Here is a 24,559-nt window from a genome sequence, read left to right as displayed (position 1 = left end):
TATATATAGGGGCGGTTGATATTTTTGGGTGGTTATATAGTTTAATTTATAAATTATTTTGTTCTGAAAGAATGGATGGCCACTGTTTGAGTAAGGATAAGAAAGGAAATAAAGAAATGGAAATTAGTAATGAAATAGTAATTGCTTTACTTGTATTAGCGGGTGCTGGTGGAATGGGTAGTCTTGGTATTCTTGGATTATCTGCTAAAAAAATTAAAAAATATAAAGCAGAAATTAGAGAATTAAGAACTGCTGTTATTGCTCACGAAAAACATTTACGAGGACCTGATTATGCAACAGAATTAGCATTAAAAACAGGTCAAATTAAAAATGTTAAAAAACAAGTTAAAGTAAATGACAAAAAACAAGCACAAAAAGATGCTATTAAAAAACTAACAAATAGTATTTAAAAAAAATAACCTTAATTGGTTATTTTTTATTTTCTAATATTAAGTCTAAATTTTTAACTTTACAAATAACTAAATTATTTTTTCCATAATTATTTTTATAATATTCTCAGTATTCAGTTGAATTAATATCTACATCTTGTTTATCAATCCCAATTATATATTCACCACGAGGGTTTTTACAAGGGCGATTACCTTGTTCAGATCGATAACATAAAATATAATTATTCATATTCTTTATTTCCTTTATAATGTGTTATATAAAAGTTAATAAGGTATTCTATTTTTTGAGAATAAGTATTAAAATTTAATTCATTTCAAACTTTTTCTTCGTTTTTATTTAAGTAAATATTAACATTCCTAATTTTGCAAGAATAATATTTTCCAGTTTTTTGATTATATGAATGTTTCATAATATTAACTTTCATAATTAGCAATAATAATGGCATCTCGTAAATGATTACTTATTTTATCATTATTATATTTTCAACCTTTACCATATTGATAAGTTAAATTAGTATCTTTATCAAATTTTCATATACAACTATCATTATATTTACTTAAATTTTCCATATTTTTAACAACTGATTTAGTATGTTTAGGTGATACCCAATTATAACTAACTCAAGTATTTTCAATCGCACCCAGTAATCTTAATAAATCATCTCTATCTTTACTAGCATTAGCAGATGTATATAAACAATCTTCAATATTTAATCCTTTTGGAAAAAGTTCACCTTTATTTTTTACATAATAATCTGAATATAAATATTCATCTATAAATTCATCAATAAATTTATAATGTTCTTTTCAATATTTACTAGTAAATTCATTTTGTTTAATTAATTTATTATTTTCATATATAACAATAGCAGTAGTACCAGTTCCTGATGGGTCAATACCTATTTTTATCAAGTGGCTCATTCCTCATCGTTGTTATTATTAATTGTTGGCACTACATTTGATATATCTTCTTCTTTAACTAAATTATTATCTGTCACTTCTTCACTTGATATATTTTCATTACTAATTTGACCCTTATTTATGCTTATATTGCTATCATTATCAATATAAATCTTTTCATCATTAGTTGTAATAACTGCCTGATCTGATTTATATGCTTGTTGTAATTCAACTGACATAATACCTCATTTTCTTAATAAAGATGTTAATACTGTTTTTAATGCCATTTCATCAAAACTAGCAATATAAAATGATTTATTTTTAGCATAAGTTTTAGAATATTTCATAAAATGATTTTCCATTTGTTCTTTGGTCACGTATTATGTAAATCTAAGCTCCAAATTTATCTCTTGTTATTTTAATAATAACACTTTTTAAAAGAAGTGCAACTATTTTTTTAAAAAAATAAATTATTTTTAAATTTACCCTATTTTTGGCATATTTAAACACACTGAAAAATAATTTATTAAATTACTTCAAATAAACTTATCTAAAATTCTCTAAAAATACTTCTTTTGAAGTTCTTCAATTAAGAACGGGCCTTAATTTTTCATTTATAATATCGACTACTAAATCTATTTCTTGTTGCGTAACAAGATTAAAATCTGTCCCCCTACCATATCGTTTTCTAAATTCACGGTTTAGTCTTTCAATTAATGGTTTTTGATTAGGCGAAGCAGGGTCACAAAAATAAACATTAGAACCAGTAATCTTTTCCATTTCTTCAAACTTACTAAATTCTTTTCCTCTATCGGTTATTATTCCTTTAATTTTTCCAACTAAACCATTAATTCTAACTATATATTTAAGTTTTTCTAAAACTTCATTAGCAGTATGTTCTTCTAATTTCATAGCAAAGTATTTTTTACTTGATTTCTCTGTCAAAACTAAACAACTAGATTGATGTTCTTTTCCAACTACGGTATCCATTTCAAATCAACCAACATCTGTTTCTTTATTTTCAATATCTCATATTGATTTAAATCTTTCATCTAATTTCCCACGATTATCAGGTCTTTTCTTTGTTCTATTTCTTCTACCACCATTTAATAAATTTTTCTTTAACAAACCCAAAAGACCTAAAAAAATTCATTTATAAAATGTTTTAAGACAGGCAGGAAATTTGATACCAAATTTTATTAAAAATCGCTGAATAATTTCTGCTGGTGAATCACCCAAAATATTAAATCGTAAATTTAAAAATTCTTGTTGTTCTTCTGTAAATGTAGGTATTTTTTTAATACACTTTTGTCGTTTTTTATAATAATCATCATGTGCCTCACGGGCATTATAATCTTCTATATTTGTAAATCTATTAATTTCTCTTTTAACAGTATTAATATCTCTTCCTGTTTGTCTTGATATTTCAGATAAATTAAGTGTGCCATTTTTCTTTTTGCAACTATCAGATAAAAATAAATCCTTAAAAAATCTTCGTTCATCATATTTTACATGTGTATAATCTTTCATTACTCTATATTTCCTCCAATTCTTTTATAAAAATAGTTATACATTAAATTTATAAAAAAGATAAATTTTCACATTTTTTTAAATTAAAATTATTGACAAATATATTATTAATTATATAATTGTATTGTAACAAGCTCCAATTTATCTCTATATGCTTGTATACTAAAATAAAAAGTAAAGTAATTTGCTTTTTTTATTTTGATGTAAAATATAGATAATAAAAAAAGAGCCGAGTTGGTTCTTTTGTTACATTTTTATAGTATTGTTTACTCTTTTATTTAATCATATTGTTTAAATAATAGCAATTTTAATATGCAAAAAGGAGTAAAAAATGAAAGAATTTAATCCAAATAAAGCAAGTTTGGCAACTTTTTATCGTAAAATAGAGCAATTTTGAGAAAATAAATCACCCAATAAACCATATACTTTGAATGATTTAACCAATGAATTCAATCTTTCTAACAGATGAAAGCACGAAACTTACAAGAGCGAAAAGATAGTTCCTTTACTTGAAAAACAAGTTGATAGAATTGAAAGTGAAATAATTAACTTTATGATGAAATCACCTGATGGTGCTAAATTATATTGACAACGAGCATTTAATTATAAATATTCACTGCAAGAAAAACAGTTAGAACAAGAATTAAACTTAAATAATCAACAACCAATAATTGTTAATTTACAAACGGATATTAGAGATATTAAAAAAGAAAGTGATAATAATGCTTAATCATTTTACTTATTTGTTAGAAACTCCTTATTGATTATTACAAAATAGTAGTATTGGTAATAAATATCCCTTTGCTAAAAAATATGAGTTAGTTAATGAAATTAATCAAATTGGAACACGATATAGTGGTAAGACTATTTCAAATATTAAAATGTTTGGTGAATTATTAAAAATTAGTTTATTAATTAAAGAACCAATTTGTATCATTGCTAGTATGTATTGAAGTAAGGATTTAAAAGATAGTGTATTTCAAAATATCTGAAATATGTCTTTAATTTTGTCGAAAACTCTTGATATTTATAAAATATACCTAAAATTAGGTATATTTTTAATATATGGAGGTAAATAAATGATGAAAAAAATAATTACAGAATTAATAAATAGCTTAACAGATGATCAATTTTTAGAATTTTATGAAAAAATAAAACAACAAGCAGACTTAATTAAAAAACAAAAACGTTTAAATGAAATTGATCAAAAATTTAGAGATAAAGGCATTATATGTCCTAATTGCAAATCTTTTCATTGTGTTAAAAATGGTCATAATTCCGAAGGAAAACAAAAATATTTATGTAAAAAATGTCGTGCTAGTTTTGATGCATTTCGTCATCATTTTACTTATTGAAGTCATTTAAATTATGAACAGTGAAATTTATTAATTCAAATTTCATTGTTAGGACAATCTAGTAAAATAATTTCTCGTTTTATTAAAACAACCCCAAAAACCGCTTGATATAATCGACAAAAATTAATGCAATCAAAACAATTAGAAAATACACAGTTAAAATTTAAAAAATTAAATGGTCAAATCCAAATGGATGAAACATTTATTAAAGAAATTCATAAAGGCAATTTTAAAGATAAATTTGATAAACGAAAAACTCATCTCGATCCATTTTCAACTGATACCAAATGCTGTATTCAAATGGCAGTTGATAGCAATAATAATATTTTTGTTCAATCCACCAATACCAAAAGATTACAAAAACAATGGATTATTGAAAATATGAATAAGCAACTAATTAAAGAAAAATCAATAATTATTTCTGATATGCAACCACTATATTTATTAGTAGCAAAACAAACAAATTCTACTCTATATTCCACCAAAACTAGTACAAACCCTGATACTAGTTATCAAAAGTTAAATAAGATTAGTAAATTACAATCCAGTCTTAAAGAAGCCTTAATTCATTATCATGGTTTGGGTTTCACTAATATTCAAAATTATTTAAAGCTCTGAAAATGAAAATACCAACACAAAGGTTTAACACCAAACCAACAATCAACGGTATTATATTTTAACGTTTAAAAAATTTAAAGCAAAATCATAATCTTACACAAAATTAGTTTTCAAATTGTCATATTGATGATTTTTTTTATTTCATCAAGAGTTTTCGACAAAATTAAAGAAATATGTTAGATGAAAATCATATTCCTTATACTATTAACTTATCAAATTTTACTTTTACTTTATCAAATGGTAGCAAAATATATTGTAAAGGTTTACATTCACCAAGCCGGAAAGAAAAATTAAAAGCTTTTGCTGATTTGAATAAATATAAATTAGTAATTGATTGAAGAGAAGAATGTGACCAATTTCAACAAAAAGATTTAAGTGATTTAGAATTTGCTATTCGTGGGTATCAAAATAAAATAACAATTAATACATGTAACCCTGAAAGTTTAAAAAGATATATTGTTGGTTATTGTAATGAATTAATGCCTTTTAATGAAGAAATAATGCGTAGTAAATATGAACAAATTAACTATATTGAAAAATGAAATATGAAGATTATTATTCATTATTCTAGTTGAAGACTTAATTATGAATTACCACAAGATAAGGTTAATGAACAATTAAGATTAGAACAATTAGATATTGAAAGAGCAAGAGTATGAAGTTGAGGATTGCCTGGTAATACTAGTGGGTCAATCTTTGCAAGATATCTTGATATTATGCAAGCAACAGATATTATTCAACCAACTAAGTTATTAGGTGGTGTTGACTTAGCAAACTCTACTAGTCCTAAGGGACATACAACAGCAGCGAGTTTTTGAATATATAATTCATTTGATAAAAAAGCCTATAAAGTTGCTGAATACACACACTCAAATGCTACTCAACAATTTAAAGGACCATTAGAACAAGTAAAAGATATATTGGAGTTTTATAATAATCAATTAAATCAATATTTTAATTTAATACAACAAGGTATATCAATTAATGTTGATGATAGTGCTTATGCAACATTAGAAAGTTTAAACCGAGAGAAATACAATTATACTTTTGGTCAATACATGCATTTTAAACCAGCGCAAAAGCAGAAATTTAAAATAAAGCATCGTGTAGAAGCATTTACAATGTTAATTAATACTAATCAATTAAAATGATTATGAGAAAAATGTCCTGTAAGTAAAACACAATATGAATTAATTCAATGAGAAGATAAACCAGATGCTAGAGAAGAGAGAATGTTAGATTTATATGATGATACATTTGATAGTGATTTTTATGCTTTACACTTTGAATTAGTTAATATGGTTAAACATAATAGTTCAGCAGATTATAAATTATGACAACAAAGGGAGTGAATAACTTAATGAAAAAAGATATTTATGTAATACACGATGAAAGAGTAATTAATGCAAAAAGACCATATATGTCTGTTTGTGGACAAGTTAAAAAAAGACTTTGTCAAGAATTAAAAAAAGATAATATCGCAATATGTAAATTAAATTTATATAACGAATATATTAAGAAATATCAAAAAGTTAAAGTATGTGTACAAGTTTTAGCAAATGAACCTAGTTTATTAACAGTAAATATTATTAATTATGCACTTATTTTAAAATTAAAGGAGCAAAATAACAATGAATAATACTTTTCCTAGTTTACCAAACTTAAATGATATTAATAGTGTTTTAAAATTTTATAATTATGATTGAACTATTAATTTAGCCAATATTATTGCTCGTCATCAAATGCGATTAGTTAATGGTAAAGATATTTTATTTAAGTCTCATCGTAAAGACATTTTAGAAAAATTAAATTGATGATATGAAACTTATAAAATAAAAGAAAAATTAGATAAAAATGAATTAACAGCAAGTTTAATGGGCAAAACTATTTTTGGTTTATTAGAAACATCAGATGGCAATATTGATTTATGAATTAATCCTTTTAACTTTACATCTCGTGTAAGTAAAATAAACGAAATTGAACAAGGTGCTGATATTTGATTAAATTATCATCAATCAGATAGTGGTTTTATTTTAAATTTAATTTGTACCAAAGATAAAATAGTTATTAAAGGTTGACCTAAAAATAATGAAGTAGTTGTTGGACAAAGTAAAACACAAATTAAAGATGATGTTAAACCTGTTTTAGTACAAGAATTTAAAAATAAATTAGGCGTAGTTCCTTTTTGAGAAATGATTAATGAACCTAATCCGTTATTTTTATCAACATCAACTACATTAAACCCATTACCTACAATGGCAAATTGTTATAAATTACAATTTGATTTAGAAGATAGTTTTAATATTAAATCAAAAGAAAGATGAGCAAATCGTACTCATTGATATGGAATATTAGATGATGATTTAATGACTGCTTATAACAAAGGTAATAAAAAAGTATTACAAGATGCTTTTGATGATATTTTTATTCAATCAGGTCAATCAGCCGTAGATGGTCAATTATCTCAATCTTTACAAGTAGTACAAGGTACACCAACATTAGAAACATATACTGAAGACCAAAAAGCAATTATTGAACAAGTATACTTAGCATGTCATTTTTCTAGTCCTTTTGGTGATAAATCAGATAATGACCAAAATAAAACACAGTCATTATTAACTAAAACAAAAGACTTAGAAAAACAAGCATATTTACAAGCATATCGTAAGCAATACTATACTAAAATGTTTGATACTGTTTTAAAATATTATGGTTTATGAGATGGTGTTGGTGAACGAGAATATGGTTTTGATTTTGTTAGTGCTAGTTTAGTTGACCAAATGCGACAAAATGAACTAATTACTGCTAGATTAGATAATGGCACAATGGAACCAATAAGAGCAATTACTGAATATGATAATATTGATGAATTAGAAGCAACCAAATATTTTGAAAAAGTAGAAGCATGACAAGATAAAATGCAAGTCAAAGAAATAGAACATAATAATAAATTACTAGAATATGATGAAACTGGTAATAATCAAAATGCCGTACAAGGTAGAACAGAAATTAAGGAGAATTAAAAAATGAGTAGAATTAACTCAGGGGTTATCGAAGAATTACGAAGACAAGCCCATGATACTTTAATAGATATCAGAGAAAACATAAAAGATAATCGTCATTGAATGGTCTTTCCGTTTAATGTTTATAGTTCATATATTCCTGATACAGAAACGGGATGAAAACCAAATAATGCTAAACCCAGTGATTATGGTAGTTATTCACGAATATTTGATAATATGGAAAGTACTATTGCGCAATGACAAGATAGTTTAAAAATAGTCCAAAAATATAAAGGTGAAGAAATTAATATTTTAACAGTTGATGATTTTAATAAACAACCAGTTAATTCAACAATATGAGCAAATAATGAAACACCTTTTGCTATAAAATTAAAAGATGAAAATAATAATATTTATTGAAAATTAATTGATGGTGAAAATATTTATGATATTAATAGAATGCTGGCATACTTAAATCAATATAAATTAAGTTATTTTATTAATAATGATAATAAAGCCGATAATTTTTATACAAAAGAAGTTAAGGTTGGTAAATATTGAGATGCTTATATGATTGATGATAGAAGTTCAATTCAATTTGGTGAGGCTAAATTTGAACAAGTATTTACTCAACAATCAACTGAAAGACAATATACTTTATTAATTTTAGATGAAGATGTAAATAAATTAAATATTAATGATTATTATAATTTTTATACTGTATTTAATGATCGTGGTTTAAATATTGGTGGTGGTGATATTAATTCTGCACCACAAGATAGACAATGATTATATCCATCAAATGTTATTAATTATTATTCACCTTATGATGGTAGTTTTTTATGACAAGAAATTACCTTTTCAAGTATTAATGACAAAATTAGTAATAGTGGTTTATCAGTAAGACAATTTATTCAGACCAGCGCCCCGGGCGAGGGTTATTGTTTTCCTAAAATAACTTATAATGAAAAAACAAATACATACACTATTGAATTAGATGAAGTTTTATTAAAAGACCCAGGGGTTAGAGCAATGGCAGTTAAATTTTATGGTAATCCTATCTTTTTTGATATGCCAGTTATTGGTCGGCCAATTATTAAAGGTCAATTTAATCAAAAAGTTATGAATTCCCGTGATTTATTAATGTATAACATGTATCCTGCCCCACCTGACAAAGTAAATACTTATGCTGCTCCAGAAGTAAGTTGATATAACATTCAAGGTATTCAACCAACAATTATAACGGGTTATGAAGATTGAAAAAAAGATATGGAAAGTAGATACGACTTTTGAAATCAAAAAAATAGTGGGGGTATTGTAATAACTGATAAAGCTAGTTCAACAGCAACTAATCCTACGGTTGGGACAACTATTCATAAAGAAGATAATGACTCTAAATTTTATTGGTCTAAAAATTGAATGATTACTCCACCAAACAAAATAAAAGTAAATAATGAAAATGTTAATAATATAATTAGTACCCAAGCATCATCATATTTTAGAAGAAAAGATGAATTTGGTAATACTGTCGGACAAGTTCAAATTGAATATAATAAAATGGGTAAATGTAATGTTTGAGATATTTTAAATATGAATAATTTTATTAATCGCCAAATTACCGTATTACCTTTAAACTATACGCAAAAGTTAGTTTTTAATCCTTTTACTATCCCAGGCGGAGTTGGTAAATTCTTAAACTTTATTTCCTTTGGTATTCCATGAGGATGAGTAATTAACCAAGATGAAAAAACTTGACCTAATTTTCAATTTCTTAATGGTTTTATGAGTTCTAATGTTTATAGTTTTTATAATGATGCTTTTTGGTCTGAAAACTCAAAAGGTAAAGGTTACTTACCCTTTGAAATATTTAGACAACAAGGTAATGATAAAGTTGGTGCTATTTTTGGTGCTAATGCTACTAGTTTAGGTTTTACAACTTTATTAACTGATAAATGCAAAGGTACTGTTTTAACTAAGGATGGTAAAGCAACTGAACGAATAACTTATTCAACTTATAATTTAAAACAATTAAACCCCAAAACTAATCGTATATATTTAATTAATGAATTAGTAAGAGCAGTAGATGCTCAAACACCAGTTAGTGATAGTGAAAAAGATACTGATTGCGAATTCTTACAAACACCAGATGGTACAAATTGTAGTTATATAATTGATATGTTTTCAATTCAAGCATTATATAAAGGTAATTTTGAAATTATCTTTTATGCTGATAACCCATATACTAATAATGAAGAAGATTATTTACGCTTATCAGTATGAAGTTTTCGTGGTAAAACAAAAAGTGTGTTAAATAATTATTTACGTGATATGACAACTAATTATAAAACTAGTTTCTTATTACCACATGACTATGAAATACCGACATTTAATTATCCTGAGTATGTATTACCCCCAGTTCCATACAACTATAAAACTTATACAAAAGATATTATGCCTTCCGATGTAGTACTACCATTATTAACAAAAATTACTGCGCAACCACAATGTAAAATAACTGATACTCAAATAGCAACTATGTTTATGGTTAATATATTTGATGATACAGAAGAATATACAGGTTATTATGAAACTGAAATTGATTTAAAACAAATTGACCCAACAATTCAAAGTATAAGTAAATTCCAAGATGCTTATAAAACTATTGAAATAAGTAATCTAAGTAATTTACAAGTTGAATGTGGATTATCAAATATAGAAAATTTTATTCCTAATAGAAATATTAATATATTTGGCGGAACTGATGATTGTAGCAATAATTTATTTTCATTAAAAAATATAACTTTAAAAAACATTGGTTTATCACAAACTGATAAAATTAATTTTGATAATACAATAAGTTTATATACTGATAATATAAAAATAAATGATACCAAAACAATATATACTACTGCTTATACTAATGGGTTACCTTTTAAAGGGTATTCCACCATATATGAAACATCAACTATTAATAGTGTAAAATTTTTATTACAAACAACATTTTTACCTAAATATGGAGTTAATAATAAAATCAGGGAAACATATTTACAGGCGTATTATACAAATAATATGAAATTAAAAATTAGATTTACAAAAGTAATATTGCCACTTTTACAGTTTTATTATATGGATGCTTATAGAAAACCAAAATATTTTGGTAATGATAAAGATATTACATTAGATATTAATAATCCAAATGTATTGGGTATTAGAAATAATAGTAATAGTGCTGTTAAAATTACATTTAAACCAAGATAAAAATAAAAAAGAGATTTTTAAAAATCTCTTTTTATATTATTCTTTAACTTTTACATTACCATCTTCATCAATATTTAAATTAGGTAATTTATGTTCTTCACCACTTCAACGATAAACTGATTTAAAATAAGTGCCATTATCTTCTAATCAATAGTAATAAAAAGCTGGTTTAAAAACAACTAAATCATATGGAAAAATTGATATACTTTCACTTACCCCCCTTTTTCCTATTTTTAAACTTATATTATTTTCAATATATTTAGTATTATGTAAGTAATCAGAATGCTTAAATTTAACAATTTTTCATTTATCATTTTTGTCACCACGCCATACGACATAATATCATTTATTATCAACCTCATTAAATGGTTTTTCTTGTGGTGCTATTCATTCTAAATTGTTTTTAATAGTTTCATTTGTTGTATTTATTTGGTTTTCTTTTTTTAATTGTTCTAATTGCTCTTTTGTATATTCTTGTGGTTTATTACAAGCAACTAAACTTGTTGTACTTGTTCCAATTAATGATATTGTACCTATTATACTTAATATTTTTTTCATATTTATTTCTCCTATTTTTTGAAAAATTTGTTAATTTAATTAAAAATAGAAATAAATAATTTATTTCTATTTATTTTTATAAATCTAATTTTTTATTTTTATGAACATTCAGCAGCTGCAGCGCCGGCAGCTCCACTAATTGCACCTACTGCTGCTCCAGAAGCAGCTCCACCAAAAATAGTTCCAAAAAATCCAACTATACCTCCAAAAATAGCACCAGCTATAGTACCAATACCTGGAATAACACTTCCTGCAAGAGCCCCTGCAACTGCTGAAGAAGCTCCAACAGTTACGGCTGAAGGAGATGATGTAATCGCACCTCCAACTGCTCCACCAACAGCACCATTTATAGCTGCTTTTGATACTTCAGAATTACAATTATTTTTTTTTCGAATAATTTCACCTATTTTATTTTTATTTACATTACTTGTACCTAATTTTAATGCTAAGGCCATTGTTTTATTAGTAACTCACTGTATTTCAGATTGAGTTGCTTGTTCTGATTTAATATTATTTCATCATTGTTGATTACGTTCTTGTGCCAGTTGATTTACTCATTGTGTTAAACCCTGTTGTCATTCATTTTTTGAATTATTAAATGATTGTTGAGCTTGTAAGAAACGTTGTTGAGCTTGACTAAAGGCTGTATGATTTTGATTTCTTTGAAAATCTTCACCCGCTCTTTGATATGCTAGTTCAGCATTACGTCATTGTTGTGCAATTTGAATTCATTGAACTTCGCCTCATCTTTTATTACGTTTTAATACTTTTTCTTCTGATTGATATGGTGCAGCAGCAATTACAGTTGGTATAGCACTACTTGTGATTGTAACTGCTCCTAAAATACTTATTAATTTTTTCATATTTATAACCTTCTTTCTTTAATTAAGATAAATACTATTATTTGGACTTTCACTATCTCAATATCCAATAGTATTTGTTTTAATAATAATTGATTGTTCTTGTTTTAAATTTTTTCAAATTTCATGAAATTGAGAAAAATGTTCTCAAATGAAATTTGCCATTATTTTTATATCTTCTTTATTTATAGAACCGCCAGCTCCGCTATGATCTGATTTTGGTAAATTAGATATTAATACCATAGTTTGACTTAAAAAATCTGCTTTGCTATCTGGTTCAAATTGATAAATAATTTTAAAAGCAGTATCTGATGATAATTTTAATTTTAATTCATCATGCTCTAAAAATTTATATCATTTTTCAAATACGTCATTACTTTTTTGTTCATGATTTTGATAAGGACTAGCGGCAATTGTTGTTGGTACAGCAGTTCCACTAATTGTTAATACACTTAATAAACTTAGTAATTTTTTCATTACTTGTATTTCTCCTTTTCTTAATCTTGAAACTTTTTATCAAGATCTACTTTCAGTATATATATATATATATATATATGCAATCAAAATTAACTAATTATTTAAAATTTTATCTTGTTAAATACCTCTTATTACGCGTTTTAAGGTCTAAATTAGCAAACAAAGATATTAAGTTTAGTATTTATATATACAAAATATATTGTATTTATAAACTATTGATATATAATTAATTTACAGGTTTAATCTTTTTCCGTAAAAAAGAGTTTATGCTGACTTGTTAATCGGACAAGAATAAAAAAAGAGAGGTTTATAAAATGGCACTTACAAAAGAACAATTAATCGAACAAGGTTTAAGTGAAGAGATTGCAGAAAATATCTTAAATCAGTTTAATAATGAAGCAAAGCAAATTAGAGAAAGTGTGCAAAAACGCGAAGATGTTATCTCAAAAGAAGACTTTATTAAATTATCTAATGAATTAGATGAATTAAAAGCATTTAAAGATGTTCCATCTACTAAAATTGAAGATATTAAAACTAATTTAGATAAAGTTAGTGGTAATTCTTTATCTGAAAAAATGCAAACTTTAAAAGAATTAAAACCTGATTTGTTTGTTGAAGAACAACTATCAGTTTCACCAACTAATTTTATTAAAGATATGATTGAAAAATCTACTGAAAATAAAAATGATGAAATTGAAATTATTAAAGAAAAAGGAGCATATACTCCTGATGAAATTAAAAAATTAACTGATTATACACTTAAAAACCTTAGATAATAAGGGAGTGAAATATTATGGCAACAATTAACTTGCCACAAGTACCTTTTACATTACAAGGTAATACAACAGACCAAAAAGCATATGTTGATATGGTTAATGCTTTATTGCGTGGACCTTTATATAACGAATATGCAAGTATTATGCAGTATGCTACTGCAACAGCAGAACAAGTTGCTTGATTACCTAATGCTGGTCAAGCATTATATAATTTAACTCATCGTGTGGTATGACAAGATGATTATTCATTGCCAAATGGTGGGACAACTCAAACAATGGGATTAACAAGAATTCCAGTTCCTATTGATAAAAGATTTAATTTAAAATTAATGAATGAGGCTTTTGATTTAGCATTAATAGAACAAAATATTAAAAATGGTGTTATTGCTGATGCTATTTCTAGTGTTGTACAAAATAAATTTGTTAATTTAGAATGTGAATTAATTCAGGCTATTTATGATTATTGTTTAGCAGATGGTCAATATGAAGTAATTCCATTTCGTAGTTATACAGCTGAAAATGCAGATGATGCCAATAAAGCATTCTTTACATTAAATGAAACTTTGATTGAATTAACAAATCAAATTAGTAATTTATACTTTGGTTTGCCAACCGATAAAATGTTTATGGTTTTAGGACGAAGAGCCTATTTAGGATTAACACCTGCTTATTTAAAAGTAATTGGTTCACAAGCCCAATTAAAAGCAATGGTTAATGGTGAATTATATGAAAATACAGCAATGGGTATTCCTGTATCAAAAAGTTTTCATTTAGAAAAAACATATACAAAAGGACAAGTTAATCGAGATAAAGGTTATAATTTTACTAATGTAAATGGTTTAATTATTAATAAACAAGTATGAGCATATCCAATTAATATGGATAGTATTCAACAAGTTTTAGATAATGATACTGCTAACCCTAAATGAATTGGTAAAGTACAATATGCAACACCAACTATTTTATATCCAAAAACATGTAAAATTATTTTAGAAAAACAACCAACACAAGATGAAATTAATACTGCTAAAAGTAATCTAAATAAAACATTTAGAGTGCCAGTTGATTATGTAATTCCATCATCAAGTAAAATTGATATTAGTAAAATTAATAAATTAGATAAACCAACTATTCATGTTGACGATCCAACTCAAACAACAGCAGAACAATTAAAACCACAATTTAAAGATGTTGTTTTAAAATCAGTAAAAGCGGTAAATAATTTTTTAACAGAAAATGATTTTGATTACTTTATTGAAAGTAAAGGTGAAGATTGACCAATTAATATTACAAATGATAAAACTGTTGAAGTTCAAATTCAAGGTAAAAATAACGCTAGTGGTCAAACAAATCCGATTGATGTAGTAATTAAAAATTCTTAATAAACAATGAATTTACTAATATTACGAGTTTTAACTTTATTAGTAACTAATTTAGAAAATAAACCTTTAATAAGTAAATTTGTAAATTTAATTAATAGAGTTAATAAAGTTCAAAATAAAATATTAAAGCCAATTAATTATATTACTGATAAATATAATAAAATTACAAGTAAAGTTGAAGATATTTATCAGTGATTAAATCCATTTACTTATTTAGATTTAATTAAAAAAGGTCATAAAAAAGAAATTCAACAAATATTAAGTCAATTAGAAAAAGATAATAATATTAAAAATAGAAAACAATTTAAAAATGAAAATTATCTAAATACTAATTGACAACCTTTAAATAGTAGTTGACTTGATAGTGGAATGTTTAATATAACTAATAAATTAACTTTAACAGGTAATTTAACTATTTTAATATATACAAAAACAGCAAAACATCCAAAATTTTATGGTCCATATGTTTATCCTAGTGTTCCAGTTGAAATATGAAAATTATTAAGTAATGCTGTTTCTAATGCAGGGACTTTATTTTGGCGTTATTGATTAAGAAAATGATTACCTAGTCATTTAAGAAATTATATTAAAAAACGATTACCACAAGCATTAAAAGAAAAATATCCCAAAGGAACTACTAAATTAACATTACCAACAGTTCAAAAATTACAACAAATTAAAAAGTTTATTAATAATTTAAAGATTGGACATTTTAATTTTAATTTTGCTGGTGAAATTAATAATAAAAAATGATATCGAGAACGCCGAAGTGATGTTAAAAATATTAAGAATTTATATAAAACACCAGTTAAAAATAAATTTTATCAGGTTAATAAATCTATTAAAGCAATTAATAAAACCAAAAGAAAGGTTAATAGTTATAAACCAAATAATTTAAAAAATAAATATCGTAATCAATTAAGGGGTGTTTTATATGGAAAATAATTTAAGTAATTTGTTATTTATAACAGTTGAAGATGTTAAAGCAAGTAAACTTTGACAACCTATTAATGATCGTAAACAATCTGCTTATAATGATAATTTAATTTATAATGCTATTTTAAAAACTAGTTTATGAATGGATAGATTATCAGGTGGAACAATTTCAGATAAAATTAATAAAAAAGATTTGTTTCCTTGAGTAAAAAAAGATAATACTGGTTTAATTGAATATGATAAATGATTAAGTTATATTCAATCTGCTTGTTTATTAGCAGTTATAAATTGATATTTACCAAAAGGAGTTAATGATTTAACTGGTAGTGCTTCATTTTCACAAGGTGGAGTTGCTTATTCACAAACTAATGACCCAGAAGCAAATGAAAATATTACTCGTGATGTTAAAAATGCTTTAAAATTAGCAGGTGAAATTATTGATATTATATCTAGTAAAACAGTATCTAGACCTTATAATTATAGTTTAGATAATTATGCTCATCCATGAGAAGAAGAATATAAGCATATTAGTAAAAAAACTTTTTATCCAACATTATTATTTTGATTAAAAGAACGATTACAAACTGATAATTCAATAAATATTACTTATCCTACTATTAATGATTTTTCTAAAATTGATTATAATGAGTGTATTAAATTAATAGTTCCCTTTGATAATAATACGATTTATTATGAAAATAATGTCTGAAAAGCAAAACAAAGTAGTGGTACTGATATAAAAATTGATAATAAAACTATCATCAAAAATGATAATGATGGGATTGAAGTTTCAGATTTAAAACAAGATAAATTAATATCGGGTGAAAATATTAAAACTATTAATGGTAATTCATTATTGGGGAATGGTGATATATCTATTAATACTGGTAATGATTGAGAATTAATTAATTATCCAGAAGCAAACGAAAAATTAACATTTAAAATTCCAGATTATGATTTAATAAAATATTACTATAAAATATCAATTTCAATAACAGATTATGCATCTGCTAATAAATTTGTAACATATTATTTTGAAACAATATCACAAAAATCCTTTAATTTTGTCGAAAACTCTTGATGAAATAAAAAAAATCATCAATATGACAATTTGAAAACTAATTTTGTGTAAGATTATGATTTTGCTTTAAATTTTTTAAACGTTAAAATATAATACCGTTGATTGTTGGTTTGGTGTTAAACCTTTGTGTTGGTATTTTCATTTTCAGAGCTTTAAATAATTTTGAATATTAGTGAAACCCAAACCATGATAATGAATTAAGGCTTCTTTAAGACTGGATTGTAATTTACTAATCTTATTTAACTTTTGATAACTAGTATCAGGGTTTGTACTAGTTTTGGTGGAATATAGAGTAGAATTTGTTTGTTTTGCTACTAATAAATATAGTGGTTGCATATCAGAAATAATTATTGATTTTTCTTTAATTAGTTGCTTATTCATATTTTCAATAATCCATTGTTTTTGTAATCTTTTGGTATTGGTGGATTGAACAAAAATATTATTATTGCTATCAACTGCCATTTGAATACAGCATTTGGTATCAGTTGAAAATGGATCGAGATGAGTTTTTCGTTTATCAAATTTATCTTTAAAATTGCCTTTATGAATTTCTTTAATAAATGTTTCATCCATTTGGATTTGACCATTTAATTTTTTAAATTTTAACTGTGTATTTTCTAATTGTTTTGATTGCATTAATTTTTGTCGATTATATCAAGCGGTTTTTGGGGTTGTTTTAATAAAACGAGAAATTATTTTACTAGATTGTCCTAACAATGAAATTTGAATTAATAAATTTCACTGTTCATAATTTAAATGACTTCAATAAGTAAAATGATGACGAAATGCATCAAAACTAGCACGACATTTTTTACATAAATATTTTTGTTTTCCTTCGGAATTATGACCATTTTTAACACAATGAAAAGATTTGCAATTAGGACATATAATGCCTTTATCTCTAAATTTTTGATCAATTTCATTTAAACGTTTTTGTTTTTTAATTAAGTCTGCTTGTTGTTTTATTTTTTCATAAAATTCTAAAAATTGATCATCTGTTAAGCTATTTATTAATTCTGTAATTATTTTTTTCATCATTTATTTACCTCCATATATTAAAAATATACCTAATTTTAGGTATATTTTATAAATATCAAGAGTTTTCGACAAAATTAAAGCAAAAATCAATATTTTCATTTTTAGCAGATAATTCTTATAAAAGAATAACAATTAAGCAAGATGGCTCAATTTCAAATGATACAAATAATATTGTTATTAAAGATTTAACAATTAAAAGAAAATTAATTTAGAAAGGATTTTTAATTAATGAAACAAAATAAAACAACTTGATTAAAGGGTGCCTTACCTTGAAATTGATTTAAAAAAGACCCTATTCCAACTTATAATTGAAATCATAAAGATATTAGAGAATGAGAAAGAAAATATAAAATTCGTAGTTGAGTAGTTAGTTTTTATACATTGATATTTTTAGCATTAAATTGTTGATTAGAATATGGCATGATTAATGCAATAAAAGATAATATTAATTGATATAATTATGGACAATATTGAGGTAATGGAATTGCTATTTTACTAACACCTTTATTTACATATGGAATTCAAGGTATATTTGTTGCTAGTAGTAAACCAAAAGTAGATATGAAAATTGATATTCCACGATTAAAAATATCTAAAATGGGATTAGTATTTACAATTTTACCTTTAATTACTTTAATAATTTCTTTAATTATTATTTGAATTGATAAATCAAAATGAAAAAAAGACCATTTAAGACATTGTTTGAACTGCCGTATTAATCCGCGTGTTATTCAACCAAGAATATCAAAACAATGAAATAATTTGGATGGTATAACAGAAGAAATATTTAAAAATATGCAAGATGAATATACTAAAAAACAAGAAGAAAATAACAAAGAATTAAATTTAAAATAAACTATATATAGGGGCGGTTGATATTTTTGGGTGGTTATATAGTTTAATTTATAAATTATTTTGTTCTGAAAGAATGGATGGCCACTGTTTGAGTAAGGATAAGAAAGGAAATAAAGAAATGGAAATTAGTAATGAAATAGTAATTGCTTTACTTGTATTAGCGGGTGCTGGTGGAATGGGTAGTCTTGGTATTCTTGGATTATCTGCTAAAAAAATTAAAAAATATAAAGCAGAAATTAGAGAATTAAGAACTGCTGTTATTGCTCACGAAAAACATTTACGAGGACCTGATTATGCAACAGAATTAGCATTAAAAACAGGTCAAATTAAAAATGTTAAAAAACAAGTTAAAGTAAATGACAAAAAACAAGCACAAAAAGATGCTATTAAAAAACTAACAAATAGTATTTAAAAAAAATAACCTTAATTGGTTATTTTTTATTTTCTAATATTAAGTCTAAATTTTTAACTTTACAAATAACTAAATTATTTTTTCCATAATTATTTTTATAATATTCTCAGTATTCAGTTGAATTAATATCTACATCTTGTTTATCAATCCCAATTATATATTCACCACGAGGGTTTTTACAAGGGCGATTACCTTGTTCAGATCGATAACATAAAATATAATTATTCATATTCTTTATTTCCTTTATAATGTGTTATATAAAAGTTAATAAGATATTCAATTCGTTGCGAATAAGTAAAGTTATTAAATTCATTTCAAACTTTTTCTTCATTTTTATTTAAGTAAATATTAACATTACGAATTTGACAAGAATAATACTTTCCTGTTTTTTGATTATATGAATGTTTCATAATATTAACTTTCATAATTAGCAATAATAATTGCATCTCGTAAATGATTACTTATTTTTTCATTATTATAAAATCAACCTTTACCATATTGATAAGTTAAATTAGTATCTTTATCAAATTTTCATATACAACTATCATTATATTTACTTAAATTTTCCATATTTTTAACAACTGATTTAGTATTTTTTGGTGATACTCAATTAATAAAATATTTATAAACAGATAATGCTCCTAATAATCTTAATAAATCATCTCTATCTTTACTAGCATTAGCAGATGTATATAAACAATCTTCAATATTAATTTTTTCTTCATAATCAAACAATTTATCATTAATAAATTCATATTGTTCTTTTCAATTTTTATTTGTAAATTCTAATTTTTCAATTAATTTATTATCTTCATAAATAACAATAGCAGTAGTACCTGTTCCTGATGGGTCAATACCTATTTTTATCAAGTGGCTCATTCCTCATCGTTGTTATTATTAATTGTTGGCACTACATTTGATATATCTTCTTCTTTAACTAAATTATTATCTGTCACTTCTTCACTTGATATATTTTCATTACTAATTTGACCCTTATTTATGCTTATATTGCTATCATTATCAATATAAATCTTTTCATCATTAGTTGTAATAACTGCCTGATCTGATTTATAAGCTTGTTGTAATTCAACAGACATAATACCTCATTTTCTTAATAAAGATGTTAATACTGTTTTTAATGCCATTTCATCAAAACTAGCAATATAAAATGATTTATTTTTAGCATAAGTTTTAGAATATTTCATAAAATGATTTTCCATTTGTTCTTTGGTCATATATAAAGTTTTTCCAAAACCATTAACCATTTTAAAGTATGCTACATAACCAATAATTGGTAATTTTTCTCTTTCATCTTCATTTTGAATTCAATTAAAACTAGTTCCTTTTAAACGATCATAATTTACTAATTCATTTTCTCTAACATCTGATACTGACATATCTAAATATTGACCACTTCTTTGTGCTAATTGAATATAACCTTTATAACCTATTTGAAATTGAGCTTGATTAATTCATTCTTGGATTTCGCGACCGTTAATAATTCTTGTTATTTTAGTATTATATGGAACTACATAAGCATAACCAAATTGTTTTTCCATTGGTAAATTTAATAAAACTCCTTGATAACAAGCAGTCATAATTGTTTTTGGATCTGCTTTTTGTAATAATTCATTACTATTTGATATTGCAACTATATTACTTTTAAATCTTGCAATTTCATTTTCATTAGAAAATTTACTTTTTATTCATTCTGTTGCTTTATCTGTTCTTAAAAATTCAACAATATTTGCCATATTATTTTTCTCCTTTATTTATTTTAAAATTAATACCTTTAACCCCAATTAAATTAATATCTTTATTACTATCTCACTGATCTTTAATTTCATTTTTAACAATTTGTTCATCAACAACTAAATAATTTTTAATAAGATTAATAAGTTCTAATTTATCAGCATTTTGTAAAAAATCATCATTAATACCAATAACCTCAATATCTTTAATTAATAATTTTTCTTTCCGAAAATTACTAGTAATAATTTTTAATTCTTGCTCTTTTTTTGCTACACTTTTAATTTCTAAAAATTGTTCTTTTTTATGAGTTTCAATAATTTCATTTTGTTTTTGAAATTGAATATTAATAACATTATTTTTTAAAGAATCATGATTATTCTTAATATTATTTTCTAAATTCAAAATATCTTTTCTAATAAAATTTAATTCATCTTTAAAAGATTTTATTAATTCTAATGGTTCTCTAAAAATATAATCAATTTTTGAAACTACTAATTTTAAATCTTTTAGTGATTGTGATTTATATTCTCCATTTATTAATCAAGCTTGTTGTCGATATATAAATTCTGCTAATTCTTGTCCATTTTCATCAATTCATTTTTTAATTGTTAATGCTTTTAAACTTAATTCTTTAAAATTATTTCCTTTTAAATAAAATGGATACGTAATATTTTTAACTTCATTATTTAATTTTAAATCTGCCATAATTAAATTTCCTCTAATTCCATTTCATTAATTAAATTATCAATATATTCATAAGCACTTTCTTCTGAATGACATTCTTCTAATGCCATATTAAATAAATCTTCTTCAGTATAAACATAACCATTTTCATCTTTTCACATACTAATTTACCTCGTTCTTTGCTATTAATATTTCTATTAATTTTCTTCCTTTTTGTTCTTTAATATCAAAATAAGTTATTTCTTGATTTAATAAATGTGCTTCTTCATTTTTAATTAAATTAATATCATCATTAATATTTTCTTTTTGCCCTGTTTTATTATCAAATATATTAATACAAAAATCATTGTACATATATATTGATATTAGATTTTTGATTGTCATATTTACCTCCTATTTTTAACTCGCTGGCACTCACTCCAAAGTGAAAGTGCCAAAGCGAGAGTTAGTTATATAATTAAGTATTTATCTATTTATTTACTACGCCATCCGCTTCACTGCGGGTGAGCGGTGGCGGTATGTTTTATTGTTTAATGTTTAATAATCGACAGTTGTTTTTATAAGATAATGCCAGAGAATTCTCTCTCTTCATCCGCACCATTTCAGGTCAAAGCGTTCAGTTTTTAAAATAAATTCACTTGCACATTGAAGAGCCTAATGCTGACTTTGTGGTTTTTAAAACCTCTGTCATCCTCTAATGGGATAATATCTATCGCAAATTTATTTATAAAGTGGCCATCTCAATATTTATTGTCGTTTGATGTTGACCCCGCACTTATCACGACTATCGCTTGTTAAAGCGTCTATTATTTACGGACTGATTACCGCTGGGCTAGACCGCCTATGTGGAAAAAAACACTTAGTTATTTAAAATAACTGTTCCACCCTGCATTAAGTTGTTTTATAAAATCAAAGTTTAAAAGAACCAGTTTTATCATCAAAGATAATTTTTGAATTTTCTAGTTTTTGATAAAACTGTTTTTGTGTTTTATCTTTTATTTTATTTAATAAATATTTATGTTTTTCACAAGTTCATAAAACTTTATTTGATAAAAATTCTTCGGTAATGAATGATACTGCTTTATAACAATCATTAACATCACATATTTTTTGTTGTTTAATTATCATTACCTCCTTTTAGGGATTTTTTATTTCAAATAAAAAAACAACCCTAACAAGAGTTGTTTTTTGGAGCTTCATCGTACATTATACGTCACGTATTATGTAAATCTAAGCTCCAAATTTATCTCTTGTTATTTTAATAATAACACTTTTTAAAAGAAGTGCAACTATTTTTTTAAAAAAATAAATTATTTTTAAATTTACCCTATTTTTGGCATATTTAAACACACTGAAAAATAATTTATTAAATTACTTCAAATAAACTTATCTAAAATTCTCTAAAAATACTTCTTTTGAAGTTCTTCAATTAAGAACGGGCCTTAATTTTTCATTTATAATATCGACTACTAAATCTATTTCTTGTTGCGTAACAAGATTAAAATCTGTCCCCCTACCATATCGTTTTCTAAATTCACGGTTTAGTCTTTCAATTAATGGTTTTTGATTAGGCGAAGCAGGGTCACAAAAATAAACATTAGAACCAGTAATCTTTTCCATTTCTTCAAACTTACTAAATTCTTTTCCTCTATCGGTTATTATTCCTTTAATTTTTCCAACTAAACCATTAATTCTAACTATATATTTAAGTTTTTCTAAAACTTCATTAGCAGTATGTTCTTCTAATTTCATAGCAAAGTATTTTTTACTTGATTTCTCTGTCAAAACTAAACAACTAGATTGATGTTCTTTTCCAACTACGGTATCCATTTCAAATCAACCAACATCTGTTTCTTTATTTTCAATATCTCATATTGATTTAAATCTTTCATCTAATTTCCCACGATTATCAGGTCTTTTCTTTGTTCTATTTCTTCTACCACCATTTAATAAATTTTTCTTTAACAAACCCAAAAGACCTAAAAAAATTCATTTATAAAATGTTTTAAGACAGGCAGGAAATTTGATACCAAATTTTATTAAAAATCGCTGAATAATTTCTGCTGGTGAATCACCCAAAATATTAAATCGTAAATTTAAAAATTCTTGTTGTTCTTCTGTAAATGTAGGTATTTTTTTAATACACTTTTGTCGTTTTTTATAATAATCATCATGTGCCTCACGGGCATTATAATCTTCTATATTTGTAAATCTATTAATTTCTCTTTTAACAGTATTAATATCTCTTCCTGTTTGTCTTGATATTTCAGATAAATTAAGTGTGCCATTTTTCTTTTTGCAACTATCAGATAAAAATAAATCCTTAAAAAATCTTCGTTCATCATATTTTACATGTGTATAATCTTTCATTACTCTATATTTCCTCCAATTCTTTTATAAAAATAGTTATACATTAAATTTATAAAAAAGATAAATTTTCACATTTTTTTAAATTAAAATTATTGACAAATATATTATTAATTATATAATTGTATTGTAACAAGCTCCAATTTATCTCTATATGCTTGTATACTAAAATAAAAAGTAAAGTAATTTGCTTTTTTTATTTTGATGTAAAATATAGATAATAAAAAAAGAGCCGAGTTGGTTCTTTTGTTACATTTTTATAGTATTGTTTACTCTTTTATTTAATCATATTGTTTAAATAATAGCAA

The 24,559-nt window shown here is 24.5% G+C and carries 31 protein-coding genes; 14 read left to right on the top strand and 17 right to left on the bottom strand.

Features of this window, described 5'->3' with window-relative positions:
* The first annotated feature begins 71 nt into the window (after nucleotides 1-71).
* Nucleotides 72-410 carry a hypothetical protein gene (locus ACOBME_RS00330; RefSeq protein ID WP_338963556.1) on the top strand — a complete coding sequence of 113 codons (339 nt, stop codon included), beginning with the start codon at nucleotides 72-74 and terminating at the stop codon, nucleotides 408-410.
* 19 nt (nucleotides 411-429) lie between these two features.
* Here the strand turns inward: ACOBME_RS00330 and ACOBME_RS00325 are convergent, their stop codons facing one another.
* The 4 genes from ACOBME_RS00325 to ACOBME_RS00310 all read right to left on the bottom strand — a co-directional run bounded on the left by ACOBME_RS00325 (nucleotide 430) and on the right by ACOBME_RS00310 (nucleotide 2,840).
* Nucleotides 430-639 (bottom strand): hypothetical protein, encoded by a 210-nt coding sequence (locus ACOBME_RS00325; RefSeq protein WP_338963231.1) that lies wholly within the window; start codon nucleotides 637-639, stop codon nucleotides 430-432.
* 185 nt (nucleotides 640-824) lie between these two features.
* Complete coding sequence (locus tag ACOBME_RS00320; protein ID WP_338965641.1) at nucleotides 825-1,331, bottom strand: hypothetical protein; 507 nt, start codon at nucleotides 1,329-1,331, stop codon at nucleotides 825-827.
* A complete protein-coding gene (locus tag ACOBME_RS00315; protein WP_419333895.1) occupies nucleotides 1,316-1,687 on the bottom strand; it encodes a recombinase RecT in 372 nt (123 codons plus the stop codon). Before ACOBME_RS00315 ends, ACOBME_RS00320 begins: the two co-directional genes overlap by 16 nt.
* Nucleotides 1,688-1,856: 169 nt before the next feature.
* A complete protein-coding gene (locus ACOBME_RS00310) occupies nucleotides 1,857-2,840 on the bottom strand; it encodes an IS30 family transposase (protein ID WP_419333879.1) in 984 nt (327 codons plus the stop codon).
* Between the two features lie 331 nt (nucleotides 2,841-3,171).
* Here ACOBME_RS00310 and ACOBME_RS00305 point away from each other — a divergent pair, with 331 nt between their 5' ends.
* The 7 genes from ACOBME_RS00305 to ACOBME_RS00275 all read left to right on the top strand — a co-directional run bounded on the left by ACOBME_RS00305 (nucleotide 3,172) and on the right by ACOBME_RS00275 (nucleotide 11,073).
* Nucleotides 3,172-3,570, top strand: a complete 399-nt coding sequence (locus ACOBME_RS00305; protein WP_338963249.1) for a hypothetical protein — start codon at nucleotides 3,172-3,174, stop codon at nucleotides 3,568-3,570.
* The gene (locus ACOBME_RS00300) at nucleotides 3,563-3,919 is read left to right on the top strand and encodes a hypothetical protein (RefSeq protein WP_419333877.1); all 357 of its coding nucleotides are present in this window, start codon (nucleotides 3,563-3,565) and stop codon (nucleotides 3,917-3,919) included. The genes ACOBME_RS00305 and ACOBME_RS00300 overlap by 8 nt, the downstream gene beginning before the upstream one ends.
* Nucleotides 3,920-4,882, top strand: a complete 963-nt coding sequence (locus ACOBME_RS00295) for an IS1/IS1595 family N-terminal zinc-binding domain-containing protein (protein ID WP_338963247.1) — start codon at nucleotides 3,920-3,922, stop codon at nucleotides 4,880-4,882.
* A gap of 104 nt (nucleotides 4,883-4,986) precedes the next feature.
* Nucleotides 4,987-6,174 carry a PBSX family phage terminase large subunit gene (locus ACOBME_RS00290; RefSeq protein WP_419333893.1) on the top strand — a complete coding sequence of 396 codons (1,188 nt, stop codon included), beginning with the start codon at nucleotides 4,987-4,989 and terminating at the stop codon, nucleotides 6,172-6,174.
* The gene (locus ACOBME_RS00285) at nucleotides 6,174-6,452 is read left to right on the top strand and encodes a hypothetical protein (RefSeq protein WP_338963373.1); all 279 of its coding nucleotides are present in this window, start codon (nucleotides 6,174-6,176) and stop codon (nucleotides 6,450-6,452) included. Before ACOBME_RS00290 ends, ACOBME_RS00285 begins: the two co-directional genes overlap by 1 nt.
* On the top strand, nucleotides 6,445-7,836 hold the full coding sequence (locus tag ACOBME_RS00280; protein WP_419333891.1) for a hypothetical protein: 1,392 nt from the start codon (nucleotides 6,445-6,447) through the stop codon (nucleotides 7,834-7,836). Before ACOBME_RS00285 ends, ACOBME_RS00280 begins: the two co-directional genes overlap by 8 nt.
* A gap of 3 nt (nucleotides 7,837-7,839) precedes the next feature.
* Nucleotides 7,840-11,073: a hypothetical protein gene (locus ACOBME_RS00275; RefSeq protein ID WP_419333889.1), complete on the top strand. Its 3,234-nt coding sequence runs from the start codon at nucleotides 7,840-7,842 to the stop codon at nucleotides 11,071-11,073.
* A gap of 36 nt (nucleotides 11,074-11,109) precedes the next feature.
* Here ACOBME_RS00275 and ACOBME_RS00270 read toward each other — a convergent pair whose 3' ends face one another.
* The 3 genes from ACOBME_RS00270 to ACOBME_RS00260 form a co-directional block, all read right to left on the bottom strand.
* Nucleotides 11,110-11,631 (bottom strand): lipoprotein, encoded by a 522-nt coding sequence (locus ACOBME_RS00270; protein ID WP_338963213.1) that lies wholly within the window; start codon nucleotides 11,629-11,631, stop codon nucleotides 11,110-11,112.
* A gap of 98 nt (nucleotides 11,632-11,729) precedes the next feature.
* A complete protein-coding gene (locus tag ACOBME_RS00265; RefSeq protein ID WP_338963215.1) occupies nucleotides 11,730-12,494 on the bottom strand; it encodes a lipoprotein in 765 nt (254 codons plus the stop codon).
* 18 nt (nucleotides 12,495-12,512) lie between these two features.
* Nucleotides 12,513-12,968: a hypothetical protein gene (locus tag ACOBME_RS00260; RefSeq protein ID WP_419333887.1), complete on the bottom strand. Its 456-nt coding sequence runs from the start codon at nucleotides 12,966-12,968 to the stop codon at nucleotides 12,513-12,515.
* 314 nt (nucleotides 12,969-13,282) lie between these two features.
* Between ACOBME_RS00260 and ACOBME_RS00255 the strand changes: the two genes are divergently transcribed.
* From ACOBME_RS00255 to ACOBME_RS00240, 4 genes are read left to right on the top strand one after another with little or no spacing between them, the layout of a single operon-like run.
* Complete coding sequence (locus tag ACOBME_RS00255) at nucleotides 13,283-13,744, top strand: hypothetical protein (RefSeq protein ID WP_419333885.1); 462 nt, start codon at nucleotides 13,283-13,285, stop codon at nucleotides 13,742-13,744.
* A 17-nt stretch (nucleotides 13,745-13,761) separates the two neighbouring features.
* Nucleotides 13,762-15,126, top strand: coding sequence for a hypothetical protein (locus ACOBME_RS00250; RefSeq protein WP_419333883.1), 1,365 nt, complete (start codon nucleotides 13,762-13,764; stop codon nucleotides 15,124-15,126).
* A 6-nt stretch (nucleotides 15,127-15,132) separates the two neighbouring features.
* Nucleotides 15,133-16,071, top strand: a complete 939-nt coding sequence (locus ACOBME_RS00245; RefSeq protein ID WP_419333882.1) for a hypothetical protein — start codon at nucleotides 15,133-15,135, stop codon at nucleotides 16,069-16,071.
* Complete coding sequence (locus tag ACOBME_RS00240; RefSeq protein ID WP_419333880.1) at nucleotides 16,061-17,194, top strand: hypothetical protein; 1,134 nt, start codon at nucleotides 16,061-16,063, stop codon at nucleotides 17,192-17,194. The genes ACOBME_RS00245 and ACOBME_RS00240 overlap by 11 nt, the downstream gene beginning before the upstream one ends.
* A gap of 24 nt (nucleotides 17,195-17,218) precedes the next feature.
* Here ACOBME_RS00240 and ACOBME_RS00235 read toward each other — a convergent pair whose 3' ends face one another.
* Nucleotides 17,219-18,181, bottom strand: coding sequence for an IS1/IS1595 family N-terminal zinc-binding domain-containing protein (locus tag ACOBME_RS00235; RefSeq protein ID WP_338963247.1), 963 nt, complete (start codon nucleotides 18,179-18,181; stop codon nucleotides 17,219-17,221).
* A 228-nt stretch (nucleotides 18,182-18,409) separates the two neighbouring features.
* Here ACOBME_RS00235 and ACOBME_RS00230 point away from each other — a divergent pair, with 228 nt between their 5' ends.
* Together ACOBME_RS00230 and ACOBME_RS00225 are read left to right on the top strand one after the other, a co-directional pair.
* Complete coding sequence (locus tag ACOBME_RS00230) at nucleotides 18,410-19,036, top strand: hypothetical protein (protein ID WP_338963398.1); 627 nt, start codon at nucleotides 18,410-18,412, stop codon at nucleotides 19,034-19,036.
* Between the two features lie 73 nt (nucleotides 19,037-19,109).
* Nucleotides 19,110-19,448: a hypothetical protein gene (locus ACOBME_RS00225; RefSeq protein ID WP_338963556.1), complete on the top strand. Its 339-nt coding sequence runs from the start codon at nucleotides 19,110-19,112 to the stop codon at nucleotides 19,446-19,448.
* A gap of 19 nt (nucleotides 19,449-19,467) precedes the next feature.
* Here ACOBME_RS00225 and ACOBME_RS00220 read toward each other — a convergent pair whose 3' ends face one another.
* The 9 genes from ACOBME_RS00220 to ACOBME_RS00180 all read right to left on the bottom strand — a co-directional run bounded on the left by ACOBME_RS00220 (nucleotide 19,468) and on the right by ACOBME_RS00180 (nucleotide 24,254).
* The gene (locus tag ACOBME_RS00220; RefSeq protein WP_338963231.1) at nucleotides 19,468-19,677 is read right to left on the bottom strand and encodes a hypothetical protein; all 210 of its coding nucleotides are present in this window, start codon (nucleotides 19,675-19,677) and stop codon (nucleotides 19,468-19,470) included.
* A complete protein-coding gene (locus ACOBME_RS00215) occupies nucleotides 19,670-19,873 on the bottom strand; it encodes a hypothetical protein (protein ID WP_419333849.1) in 204 nt (67 codons plus the stop codon). The genes ACOBME_RS00220 and ACOBME_RS00215 overlap by 8 nt, the downstream gene beginning before the upstream one ends.
* A complete protein-coding gene (locus ACOBME_RS00210; RefSeq protein ID WP_338963404.1) occupies nucleotides 19,863-20,327 on the bottom strand; it encodes a hypothetical protein in 465 nt (154 codons plus the stop codon). The genes ACOBME_RS00215 and ACOBME_RS00210 overlap by 11 nt, the downstream gene beginning before the upstream one ends.
* Entirely contained in the window at nucleotides 20,312-21,202 is an 891-nt protein-coding gene (locus ACOBME_RS00205) for a recombinase RecT (protein WP_338963407.1), read from the bottom strand. Before ACOBME_RS00205 ends, ACOBME_RS00210 begins: the two co-directional genes overlap by 16 nt.
* A 1-nt stretch (nucleotide 21,203) precedes the next feature.
* Nucleotides 21,204-21,905 (bottom strand): kinetochore Spc7 family protein, encoded by a 702-nt coding sequence (locus ACOBME_RS00200; protein WP_338963619.1) that lies wholly within the window; start codon nucleotides 21,903-21,905, stop codon nucleotides 21,204-21,206.
* A 2-nt stretch (nucleotides 21,906-21,907) separates the two neighbouring features.
* Nucleotides 21,908-22,045 (bottom strand): hypothetical protein, encoded by a 138-nt coding sequence (locus ACOBME_RS00195; RefSeq protein ID WP_338963239.1) that lies wholly within the window; start codon nucleotides 22,043-22,045, stop codon nucleotides 21,908-21,910.
* A gap of 1 nt (nucleotide 22,046) precedes the next feature.
* Nucleotides 22,047-22,268: a hypothetical protein gene (locus ACOBME_RS00190; protein WP_338963241.1), complete on the bottom strand. Its 222-nt coding sequence runs from the start codon at nucleotides 22,266-22,268 to the stop codon at nucleotides 22,047-22,049.
* Nucleotides 22,269-22,775: 507 nt separating this feature from the next.
* Complete coding sequence (locus ACOBME_RS00185; RefSeq protein ID WP_338963243.1) at nucleotides 22,776-23,012, bottom strand: hypothetical protein; 237 nt, start codon at nucleotides 23,010-23,012, stop codon at nucleotides 22,776-22,778.
* A gap of 258 nt (nucleotides 23,013-23,270) precedes the next feature.
* Nucleotides 23,271-24,254 carry an IS30 family transposase gene (locus ACOBME_RS00180; protein WP_419333879.1) on the bottom strand — a complete coding sequence of 328 codons (984 nt, stop codon included), beginning with the start codon at nucleotides 24,252-24,254 and terminating at the stop codon, nucleotides 23,271-23,273.
* Between the last annotated feature and the right edge of the window lie 305 nt (nucleotides 24,255-24,559).

Source organism: Spiroplasma endosymbiont of Sarcophaga variegata, assembly GCF_965178695.1.
Lineage (GTDB): Bacteria > Bacillota_I > Bacilli_A > Mycoplasmatales > Mycoplasmataceae > Spiroplasma > Spiroplasma poulsonii.
The sequence above is the reverse complement of the archived record's forward strand: the minus strand, read 5'-3'. Positions and strand labels throughout refer to the sequence as shown.